Here is an 18,361-nt window from a genome sequence, read left to right as displayed (position 1 = left end):
GACACAAACAGTACCTCCATAGTTCATTGCTAACCAAAAAGCGTCCAGAAGCCCTGATCGGCCTCTGGACGCTCTTGCTTTTTTAGGAAAGACGCAATGATTGCAGATTATCGAATTTGTCTTGCTTCAATTGCTCCAAGGAGAATGTGATCGCTTCATTCACATGTTCGAAGAAATGATCCTTGCCGATCGCGTTATACAATCCGTTGTGAATCAAAGTCTCCTTGACATGCGGCGGTAGCCCGGTGATCAGCAGCCTGCCTCCCTGAGCTCTGAATTGATGGAGGATACTGCGGAAATAAGCTTCCCCCGTCGTATCGATGAAGGGTACATTTCCCATCCGCAGGATGAGAAACTTTGGTTTTTGCTTGATATAATCGGTCACGGCTTCATGGAAATCCTGCGCAGCCCCAAAAAATAAAGGCCCATCCACGGTATAAACGCCGATCGGTGAGTTCTTGTCGGAGCCCCCCCAGAGGTGAGAGATTTTCTCCCGCTTCTCACGAAAATGCTTCGGCAGCGACTTCTTGACGGTCACGGCTTCACTCATTTTCTTGGTGAACAGAAGCAAGGCCAGCCCGAGACCTACCTCGACGGCGATGGTCAAACTTGTAAATACGGTAAGCAGGAAGGTGACGACCAAGATCAGGGAATCACCGGATTTCATTCTGAGAATATGCTTGAAATGGGCCCGCTCGCTCATATTCCAAGCGACGATCATCAGGATCGGTGCCATACTGGCTAACGGAATCTTCGAAGCGAGTGGAGCCAGGAGCAGAAGTGTCAGCAGGACGAACACCCCATGGATGACACCGGACATCTTCGATACTGCTCCGCTCTTGACATTGGCTGCCGTACGCGCAATTGCGCCGGTAGCAGGGATGCCGCCAAATAGCGGAGTGATGATATTAGCAATCCCTTGACCGATCAGTTCGCGGTTGCTATCGTGCTTCGTATTGGTCAGACCATCCGCAACTACGGCGGACAGCAGAGATTCAATGGCGCCGAGCATGGCGATGGCAAAGGCCGGGCCGATCAGTTGTTGAAGGTTCTCCCAACTAAATGACGGGATTTGGAATTTAGGCAGCGCGCTTGGGATTTCACCAAATGTTGTGCCTATAGTCGGTATATGACCGGAGAATAGCCAGCCAGCGATCAGACTGGATACGATGATTCCGATCAGTGGTGCAGGTATTCTCGGCAATATGCGCGGCATAATGATGAGGATGGCCAGGCAAATCAGCGCGGTAATGACGCTGTATAGATTTACGCTGCCTATATGAATGATGATCTCCTTCATGTTAGCGATGAAGGTCTCGTGCTTCTCGATACCTGTAAGCCCTAGAAAATTAGCGATTTGACCTGTAAAGATAATCACCGCGATCCCGGAGGTGAAGCCGATCGTCACCGGACGGGGAATGAATTTGATTAATGACCCTAATTTGAATACACCCATAAGACATAGTATGATTCCGGCCAGGATGCCTGCGATCAACAGATTCTGATAGCCATAAGTGAGCACAATCCCAAGCAGAATCGGTACGAAGGCCCCTGTCGGCCCCCCGATCTGGAATTTCGAGCCGCCGAATATCGAGATCAGGATCCCGGCGATACAGGCGGTGTAGATTCCGTATTCCGGCTTGACGCCGGATGCAATCGCGAAGGACATAGCTAGCGGAATCGCAATAACGCCGACAACGATGCCGGCGATCAAGTCTTTTTGAAATTGCTGAAGTGAGTATTTCTTGAAAATACCCGTAAACAGAGTATTCACAATTGAGCCTTCTTTCTAAGAATATTCAGTTCTGGTGTTCGTAAATAGAAATAATGTGGATCAAATGATTGTTGAAAATATCCTTGGTAATCGCTAATAAATCCTCGACCATAGGGTCGACTAGCGAGTACATGACCTGCTTGCCTTGTTTAACCCCGACCACGATATTCTTGGCCCGCAGAATACTAAGCTGCTGGGATACGGCTGAGCCTTCGCTCTCAAGCAAGGTCTGCATTTCGTTGACGCTTTTCTCTCCTTCACATAGTAGCTCCAGAATACGAATGCGAAGCGGATGGGCCAAAGCCTTGAAGAATTCGGCCTTGAACGCTTGCAATTGGGTATTCATAGAATTCCCCCCACCTTTCAAACCTTCAATTATTCATATATTCAAATATCTTGATATTTAATACTATCATGAAGTATGAAAGTACGCCAGATGCAAAACACCAAAATAGGCAAAAGGGCTCGACAATCATTGCTGATTCTCGAACCCTTTTACTGTAATGATAAATGGTCAAATCTTATTGTGCTTGAACGTATTCAGCTGATTTAACCCCAGCTTGACGACCGAAAATGATGATCTCAGCCACGGAGTTACCGCCGATCCGGTTCTCGCCATGCAATCCGCCAACCACTTCGCCCGCTGCGAACAGGCCTGCGATAGGTTGTCCGTCTTTATTTACAACTTCAGTGTTCGTATTGATCTTCACGCCACCCATCGTATAGTGAATCCCAGGAGCGATCTTGATCGCGTAGAAAGGTCCGTTGGACAAGTCATTGTCCATACCTGTCGTTCTGCCAAATTCTGCGTCATTCTTGTTCTTCACTGCTTCATTCCAAGTATCGAGCGTCGTTTTCAATTGATCTTCGGGAACGCCCATTTCTTTAGCCAGTGCTTCGATCGAATCGCCTGCGACGACAAAGCCCATTTTGTCATATTGCTCGATCGCTTTGGCGCGGGATTTCACACCGGAGTCGAATACGAGATAAGCTGATTTATCAGACAGTTCATTAATAGCTGCCGTAACTTTATCGCGAGTGTCCAGTTCATTGACAAAACGCTTGCCTTCGTTAGAGACGAGGATCGCGCCTTCACCGCGCACAGCTTCCCCGATCAAATAGGATTTATCTTGCTGTACTGTTGGGTGAACCTGGATTTGATCCATATCAACCGTTACGCCGCCGAGCTTTTCAATCATTTGAATACCGTCGCCGGTGCTGCCTTCTTGGTTCGTAGTTACGAGTCCTTCCAGATCAGGACGAACTTTGGAGATCATATCCATATTAGAGCCGTAGCCGCCGGTCGTTACAACAACAGCGTCTGCAGTGATTGTTTTCTCATCTTTTTGGTCAAAGAGAACTTTAACGCCATTCACTTTGCCGTCTTGTTCTGTAATTTCCTTCACATTTGCATTCACGAATAGCGGAATTTGCTGCTCTTGCACATTCTTCAGCAATCCGTTAGCGACATATTGTCCAACGGCTGAACCATCTTCAGGACGGTGCGTACGTTTCTCGCCCATACCGCCTGTAATCGTAATATTGTTCAAGCGGATGCCGATGGAATCCAGCCAATCGATGGCACTTGCAGAATTGTCGACGAAGAAGCGAAGCAATTCCTTGTCGTTAGTCCCATGGCCGCCTTTTAAAGTTTCTTCATAAAATAAATCATTGCTATCTTCAATCCCTTGTTCCTTTTGGAACTTAGTTTCAGAGGCATTCATACCCGAAGACGCTTTTAACGTATTCCCGCCAGCAACTGGCATTTTCTCGAAAATAACCGGGTTCAAGCCTTTGCTCTTGGCTTCAAGTGCGGCAGACATGCCGGCACCGCCAGCGCCTACGATAATGATATCGTATTTATCCTGCAATTGATCCAACGGTGTGTAGCTAGTCTTAGAAGCGCCTGATACGGCTTCATTGCCTGCGGCTTCTTCTTTCTTGGTGTTTTCTTGACCTTGATTCTTGTCGTTGTTCTGGTTGCCGCTTCCGCAGCCCGCGATCACGAGCACGAAAGAGAGAACAAGAACAAGCAGTGCTGCTGCTTTCTTTCTCATGGTTTAACCCCTCCATTTTCTATATTTAGGTTCACTTTATTTTAATATAGGATCGGACAAGGGATAGTGATTTTATTCACAATCTTCAGGATACAAAATATGACAATCGATTACTCAAAATGGTAACGAAACGGGATATCGCTAACGATATGGTGTTTCGTTAGCGCTCGGCGATGGGTCAGCATCAGTAAATGAATGGGTTGCGGGTTGTTGGAGGTTGCCGTATCTCTTGTTATGATAATAGTTGTTGTTATAGTCTAGCTTCTGTCTTATTTCATGCGGTTTGGAGAAGCTATGATCTAAGGGAGCTAATTCATTTTGAGGGAGGTTGCTGTGCTTGAATACGGCTGGGGCATGTATTGTACAAAGAGATGGTACGGTGTTGCTGGAGAAGAATCATCCTGGCTTTGAAGAAGCGCGGGCCCTGTTGATACAAATTGCTGAGCTTGTCAAAAGTCCGGCAAATTACCATACATATCGCATTACCCCATTATCGCTATGGAACGCGGCGGCTCGAGGCAACTCGGCCGCTGAGATCGTGGCTGCTCTGGAGTCGGTCTCCAGATGGGCCCTGCCTCCAGCGGTAGTCGCGGATATTCAGGTCGCGGTATCGAGATATGGAAGGTTAAAGCTGCAGCGGGTTGACGATGAGGAAGACATGCTATGGCTGGAGGGTCAGGATGCTGACATTATGCGTCAGTTGGAGCTGGAATCCAGTCTATCCGACTTCCATCTGATTCATATAGATGAACGGCGAATGAAGCTGTCTGCTGATTACCGTGGCAGCATTAAGCAGGAATTAGCACGGCTGGGGTATCCCGTCCTAGACTTGGTCGGGTACCATGAGGGCCAATCTCTTCCCTTCTCGCTGCGGGAAGTATCGTCCGGCGGGAAAGAGTTCAAACTGAGAACGTATCAGGAGGAGAGTGTCGCCGCGTTTACCCGCGATCAGGATGTTGGCTCGGGCGGCAGTGGCGTACTGGTGCTGCCCTGCGGGGCAGGTAAGACGGTCATCGGTCTTGCAGCGATGGCGTGCTTCCAGTGTGAAACCTTGATCTTGACCTCGAGTGTAACTTCAGTACGGCAGTGGATCGCTGAATTATTGGATAAGACGACCCTTACTCCGGATAGAATCGGGGAATACTCGGGGGAGAAGAAGCAAGTCCGCGAGGTCACGGTATCCACCTATCAAATATTGACGCATCGCAGCAGGAAGGAAGAAGGCTTCAAGCATATGAGCCTGTTCAATGAGCGGGACTGGGGGCTGATTATATATGACGAGGTCCATCTTCTGCCAGCGCCGGTATTTCGCGCTACGGCCGATATTCAGGCCACGCGCCGATTAGGCTTGACCGCTACATTGGTCCGCGAGGATGGCCAGGAGCGGGATGTGTTCTCCCTGATCGGACCGAAGCGCTATGAGGTGCCTTGGAAGGAGATGGAGGACAGCGGATATATCGCGACCGTGCTGTGCCGGGAGATAAGAGTGGCGATGTCTGCTATGCTTGAAGATCGCTATAATCTGGCCGGAGCGAGGGAGAAATTCAGAATCGCTGCGGAGAACCCGCAGAAGATAGCGGTATTAAGAGAATTGCTCAAGCGCCATACCGGACGGCAAATATTAATCATCGGCCAATATTTGCAACAGCTGAACCAGGTTGCAGATGAGCTGGGAGTTCCACTGATTACGGGAAGGATGCCGCAGGATGAACGGGAGCGAATTTTCCATGCTTTTCGCCATAGACAGATCACGGTGCTTGCTGTATCCAAGGTAGCCAACTTCGCAATCGACCTGCCGGATGCTGCAGTCGCGATTCAAATATCGGGCAGCTTTGGCTCCAGACAGGAGGAAGCGCAGAGGCTCGGCAGAATACTGCGTCCGAAGGAGGACGGGAAGACCGCGTATTTCTACACTCTTGTCTCGGAGGGTACTCGTGAACAGGAATTTGCGGTACGAAGGCAGCTATTTCTGATTGAACAGGGATATGAATATGCGATTCTACGGGAACAGGAGGACGGACATATCGATATGTTCAACTCAAGCTCTCACACGGATCGGATCAAGGGGGTGTCTGAAGCGTGATTGAATGGTTGATACGCAAATTCGCCAGCTCGCCGTTTACTTTGAGCAAATTGAATACTGCGGCGGCAGAGCGGGTGAGTGGGGCTGATCTTAGGGCGGCCTTGCCTGCTATGCTTCGAAAAGGGGAGGTAGCCGCCGTCAAGAAGTCCTGGGGAGATCGACTCTATTATATTCCCGGGGAGGTGCTGCTCGCTTACTGGAGCCGTTGGGACCACTATGGCCTTAAATCGGCTGATCCCGGTGCGGTCACTCTTCTACAGGCGGCCAGACCTGGGCTTGCCACGGATTTATTCCGTAGCTTAACCTGGATAGCTCAGCATGGACTGCCACTCACGGCAAAAGGAACGGTTCATCAGAAATCGCTGCATAAAATATTGGAGCAAGTGGAGCTTAAGGAGGAGGATGTAGCGGGCTTGAATTTGCCTTATCCTCATCAGGAGGTCTATCCTGCCCATGCGGCGGTCGTGCTCGATATGATGCTGGCGCTAGGCCTTACCCGCAAAGAAAGGGGTTCCTGGAGCTTGAATGCCCATGAACTGTCCGTCTGGCTAAGCAATAGTCTGCAGAAAATGAACCATGAGCTGCTGATTGAGGTTCTGCTGCGCTATGTGCCTGATGATGTGTACCTGTCGCATTTTGCCTTCCGATTGATCGCTGCCGATATGGAAGAAGGCCAGTGGTATTCTATGCAGGAGGTGCTGGCCTCCTTGCAGGTGCAGGGCATGCTGCCTGAAGCTATATCTGAAGGCAAGCGGACATGGATGCGCAGCTGGCTTGCCGCGCTAAGCGGCTTCGGCTGGCTGGATCTCGGGCAGGATCGGGAAGGAGAGCTTATGTTTCGCTGGAGTATGAAGCCGGTGCTGGACAAGCAGGAATTGGCTGATCCCGGTGCGGTCGAGTTATTTTATATCCAGCCGGACTTCGAGATTATCGTGCCGCCGGAGGTGTCCTTCCAGGTGCGCTGGGAGCTTGAGCTATGCTGTGAGATCGTAGCGATGGATGTGATGTCCATTTACCGGATCAGCAGATCCAGTATAGAGGCTGCGACGCAGCAAGGGAGATCGGTAGAGGAAGTGGTCGATTTCCTTCGTATGAACTCTGCCGGCATCCCCGACAATGTCTTGCTGTCGCTTACGCAATGGGCGAAGGAGATGGGGCGAACCTCGTTCGCGGAAGTGCTTCTGCTTCGCTGCAAGGACGAGGAGGCGGCGAGGAGAATCGCCGCCCACCCGGGCGTGAAGGACAAGCTGGAGCCCATTGGTCCACTAGATTTCATCGTCGATCCGGCAGGGGTGGACAAGGTGGAGAAAGTGCTGGCAGAGCTGAATTTGACTCCGCCGAAATGGCGCGGCTCCGAGTCTCAGGAACCGCGGTATTTACGGCTGGAGCCTGAAGTGGGTAGCACGGAGTCGATCCGTTCTTCCCGCCCGGATTCGGATGCTCAGCAGGCCTGGATATACAACGGGCGAGGTTACCAGTTCTACGAACGCGACCTGTCGATACCGCGGCGGGAACAGCTATTTCCCGGAATGCAGGATATACCTGGTGTATGGCTTAGGGAGCTGAGGACCTATCATGCTTCGACGGCGCGGAGAATGATTGAACAAGCTCTGCAATGGAATACTAAGCTTATGCTTCAGGTCGAGGGAAGGCTGGTGGAATTCATTCCGGATCGGCTGGAGGAAGAGGAGCAATGGCGAATTCACGGTCGTCTCTTCGAGGCAGAACAGGATAGCCTGGACGCAGAGGAGCCTCAGCAGGAAGTGGAGTTATCTCCGGACCAATGGGATGGAATGCGCATCCTTCTGCCGGAAATATAAGGCCAGTTCTGGAAGGCCTCTTTTCGCTCGGGTAGGGATTATGATATGATTATTTCGTCGGCTAGAGTCCATTCATCGAGACTACCCGGACTTGGTGAGCTGGAGCTACCGCAGAAGAATTGAATAGAATCGAGTTGATCATTCATGAGCGTAACAGAGACGGTTACGGTTGATATGGCCGAAGTACTGACATACGCCTATGAATTGGGCGATATGATAAATAATTCTGCCGCGGTCTCCGATTATTTATATTGGAAGCGCCGTGTGGAGGAGAGTGCAGAGATTCAAGCTCTGGTCCGTAAATTAAACGCACAAAAAGAGCTGTTCGAGGAGACGCAGCGTTTCGGGCATTTTCACCCCAACTATCATGAGGCCAAGGATAGGGTCAATGCGGTGGAACTGGAGCTGGAGCAGCATGAGGCCGTGCGTAAATTCAAGGCAGCTGAAGCAGAGCTGGATGATATTCTGCACCAGATATCGGAGATGATTGCTTATTCGGTCTCTGACACGATCAAGGTGCCCAGTAATGACCCGAATCCTTCATCGGGATGCGGTTGTGGTAATGGTGGGAAGTGCAGCTGCGGATAATGGGAAGCGCAGAGGCAGGTTGTATAGAGATAGATGAGAGGAGGAACGAATATGTTCCCGGAGCGTACAGGCTACATTATTTGGGTTAGTGATCTGAAGGCGGCCAGAAATTTGGAGAAATACGGGAGCGTGCACTATTTGTCCCGACGGATGCATTATGTCGTTATGTATGTAAATGCAGAGCGTGCTGAGGATACGATCAAGAATATTCGCCGGCTCCCCTATGTACGCAGAATCGAGCGTTCGTATCGAAATGAGATCAAAACGGAATACACGAAGGACGTTCCGGATAAAACGCAATACTACGGATTATAGAGGACGACAATTATTGAAAGCAGCGGCAGTGATGTCGCTGTTTTTTGTTGACCTCATTTACGGAAAAATGATCATAGTATGAAAGTTCTACTCCCTATTTCCTTATAAATCCATAACACCCGTATACTCGCCTTGTAGAATTATAGGTTATATTGTAATATAATAGGCAAATATACATAGTTATAAAGTCCTATCAATGCGAGGTGCGGCATGAGAGACAGAGCAACGGAACGGTGGGGGACCTATGAAGCTTTCCATGTTCCACTAGGGGATAAACGAGTCGCTGATATCGTGATAACCAATCATGCCAAGGCTAGGTACGAGGATCGAATTAAGGATACCAAGGCCCGGTATGAAGATATCGCTCTTTGGCTGTGGGAATGTCTGAAGCAGAATCGAATATCCCCTTATTATAGAAAAGAAGAAGACGTTTATTTGGTAGATGATGATATTGTAATGGTTGCCGAATTCAGTGAGCTGACCGGTGAATATGATCTTGCCGGACGTCCGCTGCATCGTATGATCATCGTTACTTTTCTTGGTTTAATGTCAGAGACGATCGAGCTTCGTGATTTGAAATCTTATTATTCTTGGCTGCGCCATTCGCGGCGCATGACATTAATGAAGAACAGCCGCAAGCGGAAATAGCCGGCAAGGATCAGCGTTTAAAAGTTTCTGGACTCATGAGGAGCCATCCCTCGATAGTATAGCTATTGGGGACGGCCCCTTTTTTTTATCATGTCCTCCATGCTATTGTAGGAGTAGGGGGGATCAGGAATGGCCTTGAATTTTCACCAGCTACATATTTTTTATACCGTTGCTGAGCGGGCGAGCTTCTCGGCAGCGGCTCAGGCGCTTCATATGACCCAGCCGGCGGTAACGATGCAGATTCAGTCGCTGGAGGATTATTTCGGCAGCAAGCTGCTCGTTCGATCGACCAAGCGGGTTGAGCTTACGGAAGCGGGCCAAGTCCTGTATCCATATGCCAAACGGAGTATCGAGCTTATGCGCGATGCCGAGAAGGCGATGTCCCGGCTTACCTATATGCTAGAGGGTCGTCTGCAGCTCGGAGCGAGCCTAACGATCGGAGAATATGTGCTGCCTCGTTTGCTCGGGCCTTTTGCCAAGCAGTATCCGCATATTTCAATCGCGCTTAAAGTGATGAACACAACGCAAATTATCGATGAGATCGTAGGGCATCAGTTGAATTTTGGCCTTGTTGAGGCTCCGGTGCATCACCCGGATATGATGTTCGAACCAGTGATGGAGGACGAATTGAAGCTGATCGCTCCTGCCGGACATCCATTAGCAGAGCGGAGAAGAGTCACGCTGCAGGAAGTAGTCGGCTACCCTTTCGTGTTAAGAGAGAAAGGCTCGGGGACGCGCCAGGTGATGGAAGCGGTATTGATGGATAGAGGCTTTGAGCCGGATCGGATCGAAGCGATGATGGAACTGGGAAGCACAGGTGCGGTAAAGTCGGCCGTAGAATCGGGAATCGGTATTACGATCATTTCACCATCCTCTGTGAAGCATGAACAGGCGCTAGGTTTGCTGAAGGTGATCGATATTGAGGATGCCGAGTTCAAACGACAGTTCTATTCCGTTCATTTGAAATCAACCCTGCTGCCGGTTCCGGCGGTTACTTTTCTGACTTTCTTGAGAGAATATGGACAATTGTTGTAGAGGATGTGATATGTAATGCAGGGGACTAGAGAAGAAGCACGATATGATTTACATACGCATAGCTGTGTCTCTGATGGGATGAACACCCCAGAGGAGAATGTCAGATTAGCGAAGGAGAAGGGGCTGACCGGACTTGCGGTGACTGACCACGATACCGTGGCCGGAATAGCTTCCGCTTTGGCAGAAGGGGAAAAAGCAGGTATTCACGTCATACCGGGCGTGGAGATCAGCACTCAAGCTGGCGGTAAGGACATTCATGTGCTCGGCTATTATCTGAATTATGAGGACTTCGCTCTGCTGGAGCGGTTAGCCGGACTTCGTGCAACACGTGATGCCCGTAATGAGCAGATTATCCGGAAGCTCCAGGGCTTGGGCTTGTCGATTACGCTCCAAGAGGTGATCGACGGTCTGGGACGTTCGCTGCGTCCAGATGAGAGCCTGGGGCGCCCGCATATAGCAGATGCACTGGTGCGCAAAGGTTATGTTCGCGATCTGCGCGACGCCTTCGACCGTTACTTGGCGGAGGGCAAGCCGGGCTATGCAGCCCAGCCGAGAATATCGCCGCAGCAGGCGATGGAGTGGATTCGCGAAGCGGGCGGCGCTCCGGTGATCGCCCATCCTGGCTTGTACGGGGATGACGACCTAGTCCGTACGATTATCGAAGCGGGCCAGCCTGCCGGAATCGAAGTATATCACTCGGACCATGGACCCGCGGAGGAACAACGATATTTAGCGATCGCCGATGAATATCATCTGATTCCAACCGGGGGCTCGGATTATCATGGCGTGAGACAGGGCGTCGTATTCCATGGCGACCTAGGCAGCTGCTACGTTACAGGAGAGACCGTGGAACGAATAAGGCAAGTTGCCCAACAATTGAGAGGGTAATCGCCAGAAATATCTGATATAGTAGAAATGACAGAATCGTGTGCTAGAGCCTCATTCATGCATTGGCCCCGATGGATTTTCTAGCCAAAGCGGACTTTTCGAATTTTCTCTATTTCTCTATAAAGGATGGCTGTATGATGACATATAAAATGATAGTACTAGATTTAGATGATACTCTACTTCGTGATGACGGGACGATCTCGCCCCGCAACAAGCAAGCGCTAATGGCTGCACAGGAGGCTGGCGTAAAGGTTGTGCTGGCATCGGGGAGACCTACGTATGCCATGAAGGCATTGGCCGATGAATTGGAACTGGAGCGGTTCGGAAGCTATATTCTATCGTTCAACGGAGCGAAGATTATCAATTGGAAGACGCGAGAGGAGCCGTTCAGCAGTACTTTGACCCCAGAGACAGCCCATGCTCTTTACGAGATGAGCATTCAGGAGGGCGTATCCGCGCTGACCTATGTTGGCGACGACATTGTGACAGAGCAGGCGAATCAGTATACCCATATTGAAGCGCAAATTACAGGCATGAAGATTGCCGAGGTGCCTAGCTTCATCGAAGCGGTTCAAATTCCGGTCGTGAAGGTGTTAATGGTCGAAGACCCGGACAGGCTGGTACGGGTTGAAGAGAAGCTGAAAGTGGAGTTGGCCGGTAAACTGAACGTGATGCGCTCGAAGCCGTTCTTCCTCGAGTTCACGGAGAATGGCGTCAATAAAGGAACCAGCTTACAGCACTTGATCGATCAGCTGGGAATCGAACGCTCCGAAGTGATCGCCATGGGCGACGGATATAACGATGTAGCGATGCTTGAATTTGCAGGTCTGGGCGTTGCCATGGGCAATGCGCCGGAGGAGATCAAGCAGCTGGCCGATTATGTCACCGACACGAATATGAATGATGGTGTAGCCCAGGTTGTGGAATCATTTATTCTGAGAGATCTGATCCCAACAGCATAAACCATACCAACATATGCAGATGGGGCTGTCCTATAGTCGATCTTCCGACTTGAAGACGCCCCTTTTGCGTGCCCAAAAATGTGAACATCCCCCTGTTCTGGGCGGATCATTCGGACACGGACATCATTGTCCGTTAGCGTTGATTCTGTGGCACCCCGCCCTTGTAATGGACATCATTGTCCGTTACAAGGGAAATGGCCGCGAAAAATGGCATTTTTCGCTTCTAAGGGTCAAAAGTGTCCGTTAGAGGAGCGTAGTTGTTGTTTCCATGCTCTAACGGACATTTTTGACCGCTAGATCCGTGGAGAGTCCTCACTATCCGTGTTTGTCTCTTGCGCCACGTAAGCTTAATAGATGGTACAAGGATCGAAGCCGACGCGATTAAATAATGAGTTTAGAGGCTGATTGGACAGCCCCATTTTTCTGATTCTAAGGCGAACCTGCTTAGGCTGTATAGATTAACGAGACGAATTGTCCCATTTGTTCTATATGCTTTAAGTGAAAAGTGCTTGGCACCGTTCCCCGGGGAAACAGCGGGATGCCCTCCCCGAGGATCTTTGGGGTAACGGTAATGCGGAGTTCATCCAGTAACCCGGCTTCCAGGAAAGCCGCAACAAGCTGTCCGCCACCGACAAGCCAGATATCGCCTTCCGAATCGGCCTTTAAGCGTGGGATCAGAGTGTCCAGGGCCTCATTCGTAAATGTGACGTGTGGGGCCGGAGGCTGCTCTGCCCGGGACAAGACATAGCATGGTTTATCTGCATAAGGGAACTCATCGGCCAGCTTGAGTACTTCGTCATACGTAAGCCGTCCCATTACCAGCGTGCCCACTGTTCCGTAAAACTTGCTATACCCGTTATCGCCTCCGTCTCCTTCCACATCAAACAGCCAATCGACAGCACCATCATTTCGGGCAATATAACCGTCCAAGCTCACCGCGAGGTATAACACGACTTTGTTTTTCATTTGCTATCGCTCCTTTCTATGGACTATGTTACATTATAATTATGACAAAACTTGACGTAATTAGGTGAGGCGAATGAATCAACGCAGACTAATGATTATGCGCCTACTCGACGCCAGAAAGAAATTCACAGCACGCGAACTGGCTGAACGATTTGACGTATCAGTTCGTACCATTCAGCGGGATCTCGATTATTTACAGCAGCTGGGCTTTCCCTTATACACCGAGGTGGGTGCCAACGGCGGCTATAGGGTTCTGCCAAACCGGATATTGCCACCTTTGCAGCTTACCGAGCATGAGGCGTTCGGTCTGTTCATGATGATGGAATATTTGCAGCAGGTTCCCGACTTTCCTTACGGTTCCATACGCGATCAGCTGTCGGATCACTATTTCTCCAGCTTGCCAAGCGACGTCCAGGATCGGATTAGCGGAATGAGCGAGCATATTGCCTTTTTACAGAATCACTCCGAACAATCGGAAGCCTTGACAACGCAGATCATCAATGCGGCCATCGAGAAAAAACAGATTAGATTCACTTACGCATCACGCAGCGGACGGAAGGATGTAGAGGCTTACCCGATTGGCATTTATTATGAGCATGGTTACTGGTATATGCCGGCTCAGAAGGGGGAGCGGGTGCTGTTATATCGGCTTGATCGAATGCAGGAGCTGGCAATCCTTCACTATACGGATACTTCCGTCCCCACACTGAAGGAATGGCTAACCTCAACAGATGATAGAGAGAGGACAGAAGTGACGGTGCGGTTTACTGATTTCGGGACAAGACTTGCGCAATCAGATATGCATTTCAAGTCGGTGAAGGATCATGAATGGAAGGGGCAGGTTCCGCCGGAGGAGTTCCCGTTCATGGCCCGCAGACTGATCGCTTACGGTCCGGAAGCGGAGGTTGTCCAGCCAGAGCCATTACGGGAGCTGGTGAGGGAACTGCTGGAGAAGAGTTTAGACACATATCGACCATCCATCACATAAAAAAACCGTCCGGCATACATCGCCGGGCGGTTTTCCATATAATTATTTCGTGTAATTGTCGAAGTAGCCTTGAATGTAGATGACAGGCGTACCTTTGTCGCCGCTACCTGAGGTCAGGTCGGACAAGGAGCCGATCAGGTCTGTAAGCTTCCGAGGTGTAGTCCCTTGCGATTCCATCGCACCTACAAGATCAGCATCTTTATTGTTAATGTATTCGGCGACCGCTTGCTGCAGCTCTTCCCCTCTCAGATGAGAGAAGTTATTATCGGCCAAATACTTCAATTTAACTTCATTCGGCGTGCCATCCAGTCCCGCGGTGTAAGCCGGAGATACAACCGGGTCAGCCAGCTCCCAAATTTTACCCACTGGATCTTTAAATGCTCCGTCCCCATAAATCATGACCTCGACTTGTTTGCCAGTCTTCTCCTTTAGTACGGATTGGATCTTATCCACGATCGGCTGGCAGTTACGAGGGAAGAGCTTCACGCTGTTCTCGGTCGATTTATTCGAGCCAAGCAAACCATAGGCTTCGTTGAACCCACTACCGTCTACGGACTCGGCCAGGATGTTATCGAGGCTGTACACCTTCTCTGCGCCGTTCGCCTTCAAGATCCGCTTCGTTCTGAGTCTAGTATGAATATCGCAGGTCAGAACGCTCTTCGTATAGTTCAGAATGGTCTTCGGATTGTTGGAGAAGACGACTTCACATTCAACGCCATACTCTTCGATCAGCGATTTATAATAATCGATGTAATCCACACCAGTAAAGGTATGTTTCTTATATCCAAATAGATTGCGGAATTGCTCCTCAGTCAGCACATCAGTCCAAGGATTAACGCCTTTCTCATCAAGCTGATCCAGATCTACCAAGTGGTTGCCCACTTCATCAGAAGGGTAGCTAAGCATCAGAACGACCTTTTTGGCTCCTTTGGCGATGCCGCGGAGGCAGATTGCAAAGCGGTTACGGCTCAGGATAGGAAAAATAACCCCGATGGTGTCATCACCAAATTTAGAGCTAACATCTTGCGCAATATGGTCAATCGTGGCGTAGTTGCCTTGGGCGCGGGCTACGATCGATTCAGTTATAGTTACGATATCTTTATCACCAATTTCAAAGCCTTCGATTTCAGAAGCCTTCAGCACACTGTCCACTACGATCTCTTCGATGCTATCGCCCTGATTGATGATCGGGCAGCGCAGGCCTCTAACAACAGTTCCAACTACTCTTTCCAAAATAATCGCTCCTTGTATAAGTTGAAATCCTACACTTGTAATATACATCGCATTAGTGATATAAGTAAAATTAATATATCATATGTCGGGTATAAGGAATGGTTATATGTCAAGCAAACTGGATTTATACAAAATATTTTGCAAGGTCGGAAAGAGTGAAAGCTTCTCCCAAGCGGCTAAGGATCTCTATATGACACAGCCGGCGGTCAGTCAGGCGATTATGCAACTGGAGGGCGAACTGGACATCCGTTTATTCAACAGATCGCCCAAAGGGGTTTCTTTAACGAATGAAGGCAGTCTGCTGTTTGAATATGTCAACTCCGCAATCAATCTGATTCAGGTCGGAGAGGAGAAAATTCTGGGATTCAAAAATTTGACGGTAGGCGAATTAAAAGTAGGTGTGGGGGATACGATCTCGAGATATTTTTTGCTGCCTAAATTGGAGGCTTTTCATAATCAGTATCCTAATATTAAATTCAAAATTATCAACGGGACGACCCGGGAGCTATGCTCGATCCTAAAATCCGGCGAGGTCGATATCGCGGTCTGCAATTTCCCGCTGGATGATTCTACTCTGGAGTTAAGGCCCTGCATGGATATCCATGATATTTTCGTGTGTGGCGAGAAGTACAGGCAGCTATTATCCGGCCCGGTGGGTTTGGATGAGGTCGTGAAGCAGCCGTTGATATTGCTGGAGAAAAAAGCCAATTCACGAAGATATGTCGAGGATTATTTGCTGTCGAGAGGGATCGCCATTGCTCCCGAGTTTGAATTGGGCTCGCATGATCTGTTATTGGAATTCGCCAAGACCAATCTGGGGGTCGCCTGCGTGACCAGAGAGTTCTCCCGAGACTATCTAAATAAGGGAATTCTGCATGAAGTGAAACTGCTCGAAGCCATTCCGCCGAGAAGTATCGGTGTCTGCTCTTTGCGGGGAGTCCCCTTGTCCATTGCGGCCAAGAAATTCGTGGAGATTATTGAGGACAAGCAAATTTAACCAGCGTACCGTGAGAGAAATTCTATTGACACAGATTCCAGTATGTATATAATAATTTGTAGAGGTCAGATCAGGCCTTTATATTTTTCTTTAATTATTTAAGAACATTAATTAATTACATTGAATAAATTGAGAGGAGTGACAGGATGAAGTCGTTTTTGCCCAATGACATTAAGGATGAGAATCGGAAGATCATTTTTGATATTGTGATACAGAACCCGGAATTGGCCAAGGTTGAAATTACAGAGAAGACGGCGATGAGCTTTGTAACGGTGAGTAAAATCGTCAATTTCTTTGAAGAGATCGGACTGCTGACCGCTACCGGAGAAAGTCGGGAAGGCTCTGGCGGCTTGGGGAGAAAAAGAACGGTATACCGTTTTAATGAGAACAGCTATGTCACCGTCGGAATTCAGATCATAGGCAGCAGAATTACCGCCCTGCTTATCAATCTATACAGCAAGGTCATCGATTCGTACTCGATCGAGACAGACATTCCGTTTTATAGCGAGCAGTTTGTCTCGATTTTTGAAGACATTATTACGCGGATGAAGGAAGTAGCGAAGCGAACGAATAGTGTCGTCCTTGGGATCGGGATTGGGGTTGACGGCGCGATAAATACCAGAAAGAAAAAGATCCGGATGAGGATTCAGGACAATAAGGAGCAGGATTACAATTATGAGCCGATCATCGAGAATCTGATTCATCGGGTGGATTTGCCGATTTTTCTGGAGAACGATGTAAACGCTTCTACCGTTGCTGAATTCCGCAATCTGGAGAACGCCGGGCAATCGCCGGCCGATCTGGTTCATATTGCCGTGGGAGACGGGATCGGTGGCGGCTTGATCATTAATAAAGAGCTGCATAGAGGCTTCAATGCGAGCGCAGGTGAGCTGGAGTATATGTGCTTTGACCCGGAATACCGAAGAACGCCTTCCTCTGTCGGCTGGCTGGAGAGCAAGCTGGGGATTCAGCATTTGCTAAGCCATTATGATCTTAACTCCGAGTCAGATATCGAAGCCTGTGCGGACTATGTAGCCAAGCATCTGGCCCTGACGATGGTGAATATCATCAGTGTGCTTGACATTGACCGGATTATTATCAGCGGCAAGACGGTCGCCCTGTTCCCGGAGCGGATTCTGGATAGGACAAGCTATTATGTAGAGCAATACGCGGAGTGGACCCCAACGATCACTTACAGCGATTCGCAGCACTCGGCGGCTGTCGGCGCGGCGATATTATCGCTTCAGCATGAGATGATCAAAGTAATTTCCGGATAGGAAGTGGACATGATGATTCAAGTTTTTGCAACGGAAGAAGAAGTGGCAGAGGCGATTGCTAGGGAGATGAAGGAGCATTTGGCCTATGAGCACCCGGTATTCTGCCTGGCGTCGGGCAGTACGCCACAGAAGAGCTATATGAAATTTGCTGCTGACGCTGATATTCAAGCTAAAGTTCAGCAGCTCAACATTGTTAGTCTGGACGAGTGGGTCGGCATAAGCAGGGAGTCCGAGGGAAGCTGCTATCAAATGCTGAAACAGGATTTATTCTCCCTGGTGAAGTTGGAGCCTCAGCAGATCGAATTTTTTGAAGGGATGGCGGCGGATTTGGAGCAGGAGTGCCAGAGGATCGACCGGTTTATTGCCCAGCATCCTATTACATTCAGTCTGATGGGAGTCGGGATGAACGGCCATATCGGCCTGAATGAGCCAGGCTGTCCGGTGCTAGGTCATAGCAGTGTCGTAGAGTTATCGGAGACGACCAGGACGGTGGCTCAGAAGTATTTCCGGCAGCCTACGGTATTGGAGAAGGGAATTACCTTGGGGCTAAATCAGGTAGCAGGAAGCAAGCGGGTGATTGTAGCGATTACCGGTGAACGCAAAGCCGAGATCGTCAGAGAGATATTTACAAACCCGGAAGCGAAGCTGCCGGCTCAGGAACTGCTTGGTTACGAACATATCGATTTCTTCCTGGATTCGGAGGCAGCGAAATATATCAAACAGCGATAAT

General features: G+C 49.5%; 17 protein-coding genes. 12 read left to right on the top strand and 5 right to left on the bottom strand.

The window, feature by feature from the left end:
- Positions 1–82: 82 nt before the first annotated feature.
- The 3 genes from BFJ94_RS09610 to BFJ94_RS09600 form a co-directional block, all read right to left on the bottom strand.
- Positions 83–1,774, bottom strand: coding sequence for a SulP family inorganic anion transporter (locus BFJ94_RS09610; protein WP_120462471.1), 1,692 nt, complete (start codon positions 1,772–1,774; stop codon positions 83–85).
- Between the two features lie 25 nt (positions 1,775–1,799).
- Positions 1,800–2,120, bottom strand: coding sequence for an ArsR/SmtB family transcription factor (locus BFJ94_RS09605; protein ID WP_120462470.1), 321 nt, complete (start codon positions 2,118–2,120; stop codon positions 1,800–1,802).
- A gap of 175 nt (positions 2,121–2,295) precedes the next feature.
- Positions 2,296–3,831, bottom strand: a complete 1,536-nt coding sequence (locus BFJ94_RS09600; RefSeq protein ID WP_120462469.1) for a flavocytochrome c — start codon at positions 3,829–3,831, stop codon at positions 2,296–2,298.
- Positions 3,832–4,168: 337 nt separating this feature from the next.
- On the opposite strand from BFJ94_RS09600, the gene BFJ94_RS09595 reads away from it, so the two are divergent.
- The 8 genes from BFJ94_RS09595 (at position 4,169) to BFJ94_RS09560 (ending at position 12,170) form a co-directional block, all read left to right on the top strand.
- Positions 4,169–5,914, top strand: a complete 1,746-nt coding sequence (locus BFJ94_RS09595) for a DNA repair helicase XPB (RefSeq protein WP_120462468.1) — start codon at positions 4,169–4,171, stop codon at positions 5,912–5,914.
- A complete protein-coding gene (locus BFJ94_RS09590; RefSeq protein WP_120462467.1) occupies positions 5,911–7,734 on the top strand; it encodes a helicase-associated domain-containing protein in 1,824 nt (607 codons plus the stop codon). The genes BFJ94_RS09595 and BFJ94_RS09590 overlap by 4 nt, the downstream gene beginning before the upstream one ends.
- A gap of 144 nt (positions 7,735–7,878) precedes the next feature.
- The gene (locus BFJ94_RS09585) at positions 7,879–8,322 is read left to right on the top strand and encodes a YlbF/YmcA family competence regulator (RefSeq protein WP_120462466.1); all 444 of its coding nucleotides are present in this window, start codon (positions 7,879–7,881) and stop codon (positions 8,320–8,322) included.
- Between the two features lie 51 nt (positions 8,323–8,373).
- A complete protein-coding gene (locus BFJ94_RS09580; RefSeq protein ID WP_120462465.1) occupies positions 8,374–8,637 on the top strand; it encodes a YlbG family protein in 264 nt (87 codons plus the stop codon).
- A gap of 210 nt (positions 8,638–8,847) precedes the next feature.
- On the top strand, positions 8,848–9,285 hold the full coding sequence (locus tag BFJ94_RS09575) for a hypothetical protein (protein WP_120462464.1): 438 nt from the start codon (positions 8,848–8,850) through the stop codon (positions 9,283–9,285).
- 129 nt (positions 9,286–9,414) lie between these two features.
- Positions 9,415–10,320, top strand: a complete 906-nt coding sequence (locus BFJ94_RS09570) for a selenium metabolism-associated LysR family transcriptional regulator (RefSeq protein ID WP_188831369.1) — start codon at positions 9,415–9,417, stop codon at positions 10,318–10,320.
- 15 nt (positions 10,321–10,335) lie between these two features.
- Entirely contained in the window at positions 10,336–11,208 is an 873-nt protein-coding gene (locus BFJ94_RS09565) for a PHP domain-containing protein (RefSeq protein ID WP_120462463.1), read from the top strand.
- 137 nt (positions 11,209–11,345) lie between these two features.
- Positions 11,346–12,170, top strand: coding sequence for a Cof-type HAD-IIB family hydrolase (locus BFJ94_RS09560; protein ID WP_120462462.1), 825 nt, complete (start codon positions 11,346–11,348; stop codon positions 12,168–12,170).
- A gap of 444 nt (positions 12,171–12,614) precedes the next feature.
- Here the strand turns inward: BFJ94_RS09560 and BFJ94_RS09555 are convergent, their stop codons facing one another.
- Positions 12,615–13,136: a dihydrofolate reductase family protein gene (locus BFJ94_RS09555; RefSeq protein ID WP_120462461.1), complete on the bottom strand. Its 522-nt coding sequence runs from the start codon at positions 13,134–13,136 to the stop codon at positions 12,615–12,617.
- Positions 13,137–13,209: 73 nt separating this feature from the next.
- Here BFJ94_RS09555 and BFJ94_RS09550 point away from each other — a divergent pair, with 73 nt between their 5' ends.
- On the top strand, positions 13,210–14,124 hold the full coding sequence (locus BFJ94_RS09550) for a helix-turn-helix transcriptional regulator (protein ID WP_120462460.1): 915 nt from the start codon (positions 13,210–13,212) through the stop codon (positions 14,122–14,124).
- 42 nt (positions 14,125–14,166) lie between these two features.
- On the opposite strand, the gene BFJ94_RS09545 is transcribed toward BFJ94_RS09550, so the two are convergent.
- Positions 14,167–15,357: a coenzyme F420-0:L-glutamate ligase gene (locus tag BFJ94_RS09545; protein ID WP_120462459.1), complete on the bottom strand. Its 1,191-nt coding sequence runs from the start codon at positions 15,355–15,357 to the stop codon at positions 14,167–14,169.
- A 106-nt stretch (positions 15,358–15,463) separates the two neighbouring features.
- On the opposite strand from BFJ94_RS09545, the gene BFJ94_RS09540 reads away from it, so the two are divergent.
- The 3 genes from BFJ94_RS09540 (at position 15,464) to BFJ94_RS09530 (ending at position 18,360) form a co-directional block, all read left to right on the top strand.
- Entirely contained in the window at positions 15,464–16,354 is an 891-nt protein-coding gene (locus tag BFJ94_RS09540; RefSeq protein WP_120462458.1) for a LysR family transcriptional regulator, read from the top strand.
- A gap of 146 nt (positions 16,355–16,500) precedes the next feature.
- Complete coding sequence (locus tag BFJ94_RS09535) at positions 16,501–17,631, top strand: ROK family protein (RefSeq protein WP_120462457.1); 1,131 nt, start codon at positions 16,501–16,503, stop codon at positions 17,629–17,631.
- A gap of 9 nt (positions 17,632–17,640) precedes the next feature.
- Positions 17,641–18,360, top strand: a complete 720-nt coding sequence (locus BFJ94_RS09530; RefSeq protein ID WP_229716817.1) for a 6-phosphogluconolactonase — start codon at positions 17,641–17,643, stop codon at positions 18,358–18,360.
- Position 18,361 lies beyond the last annotated feature (1 nt).

Origin of the sequence: Paenibacillus aceti, from assembly GCF_003614185.1 — a bacterium.
Classification (GTDB): domain Bacteria; phylum Bacillota; class Bacilli; order Paenibacillales; family Paenibacillaceae; genus Fontibacillus; species Fontibacillus aceti.
The sequence above is the reverse complement of the archived record's forward strand: the minus strand, read 5'-3'. Positions and strand labels throughout refer to the sequence as shown.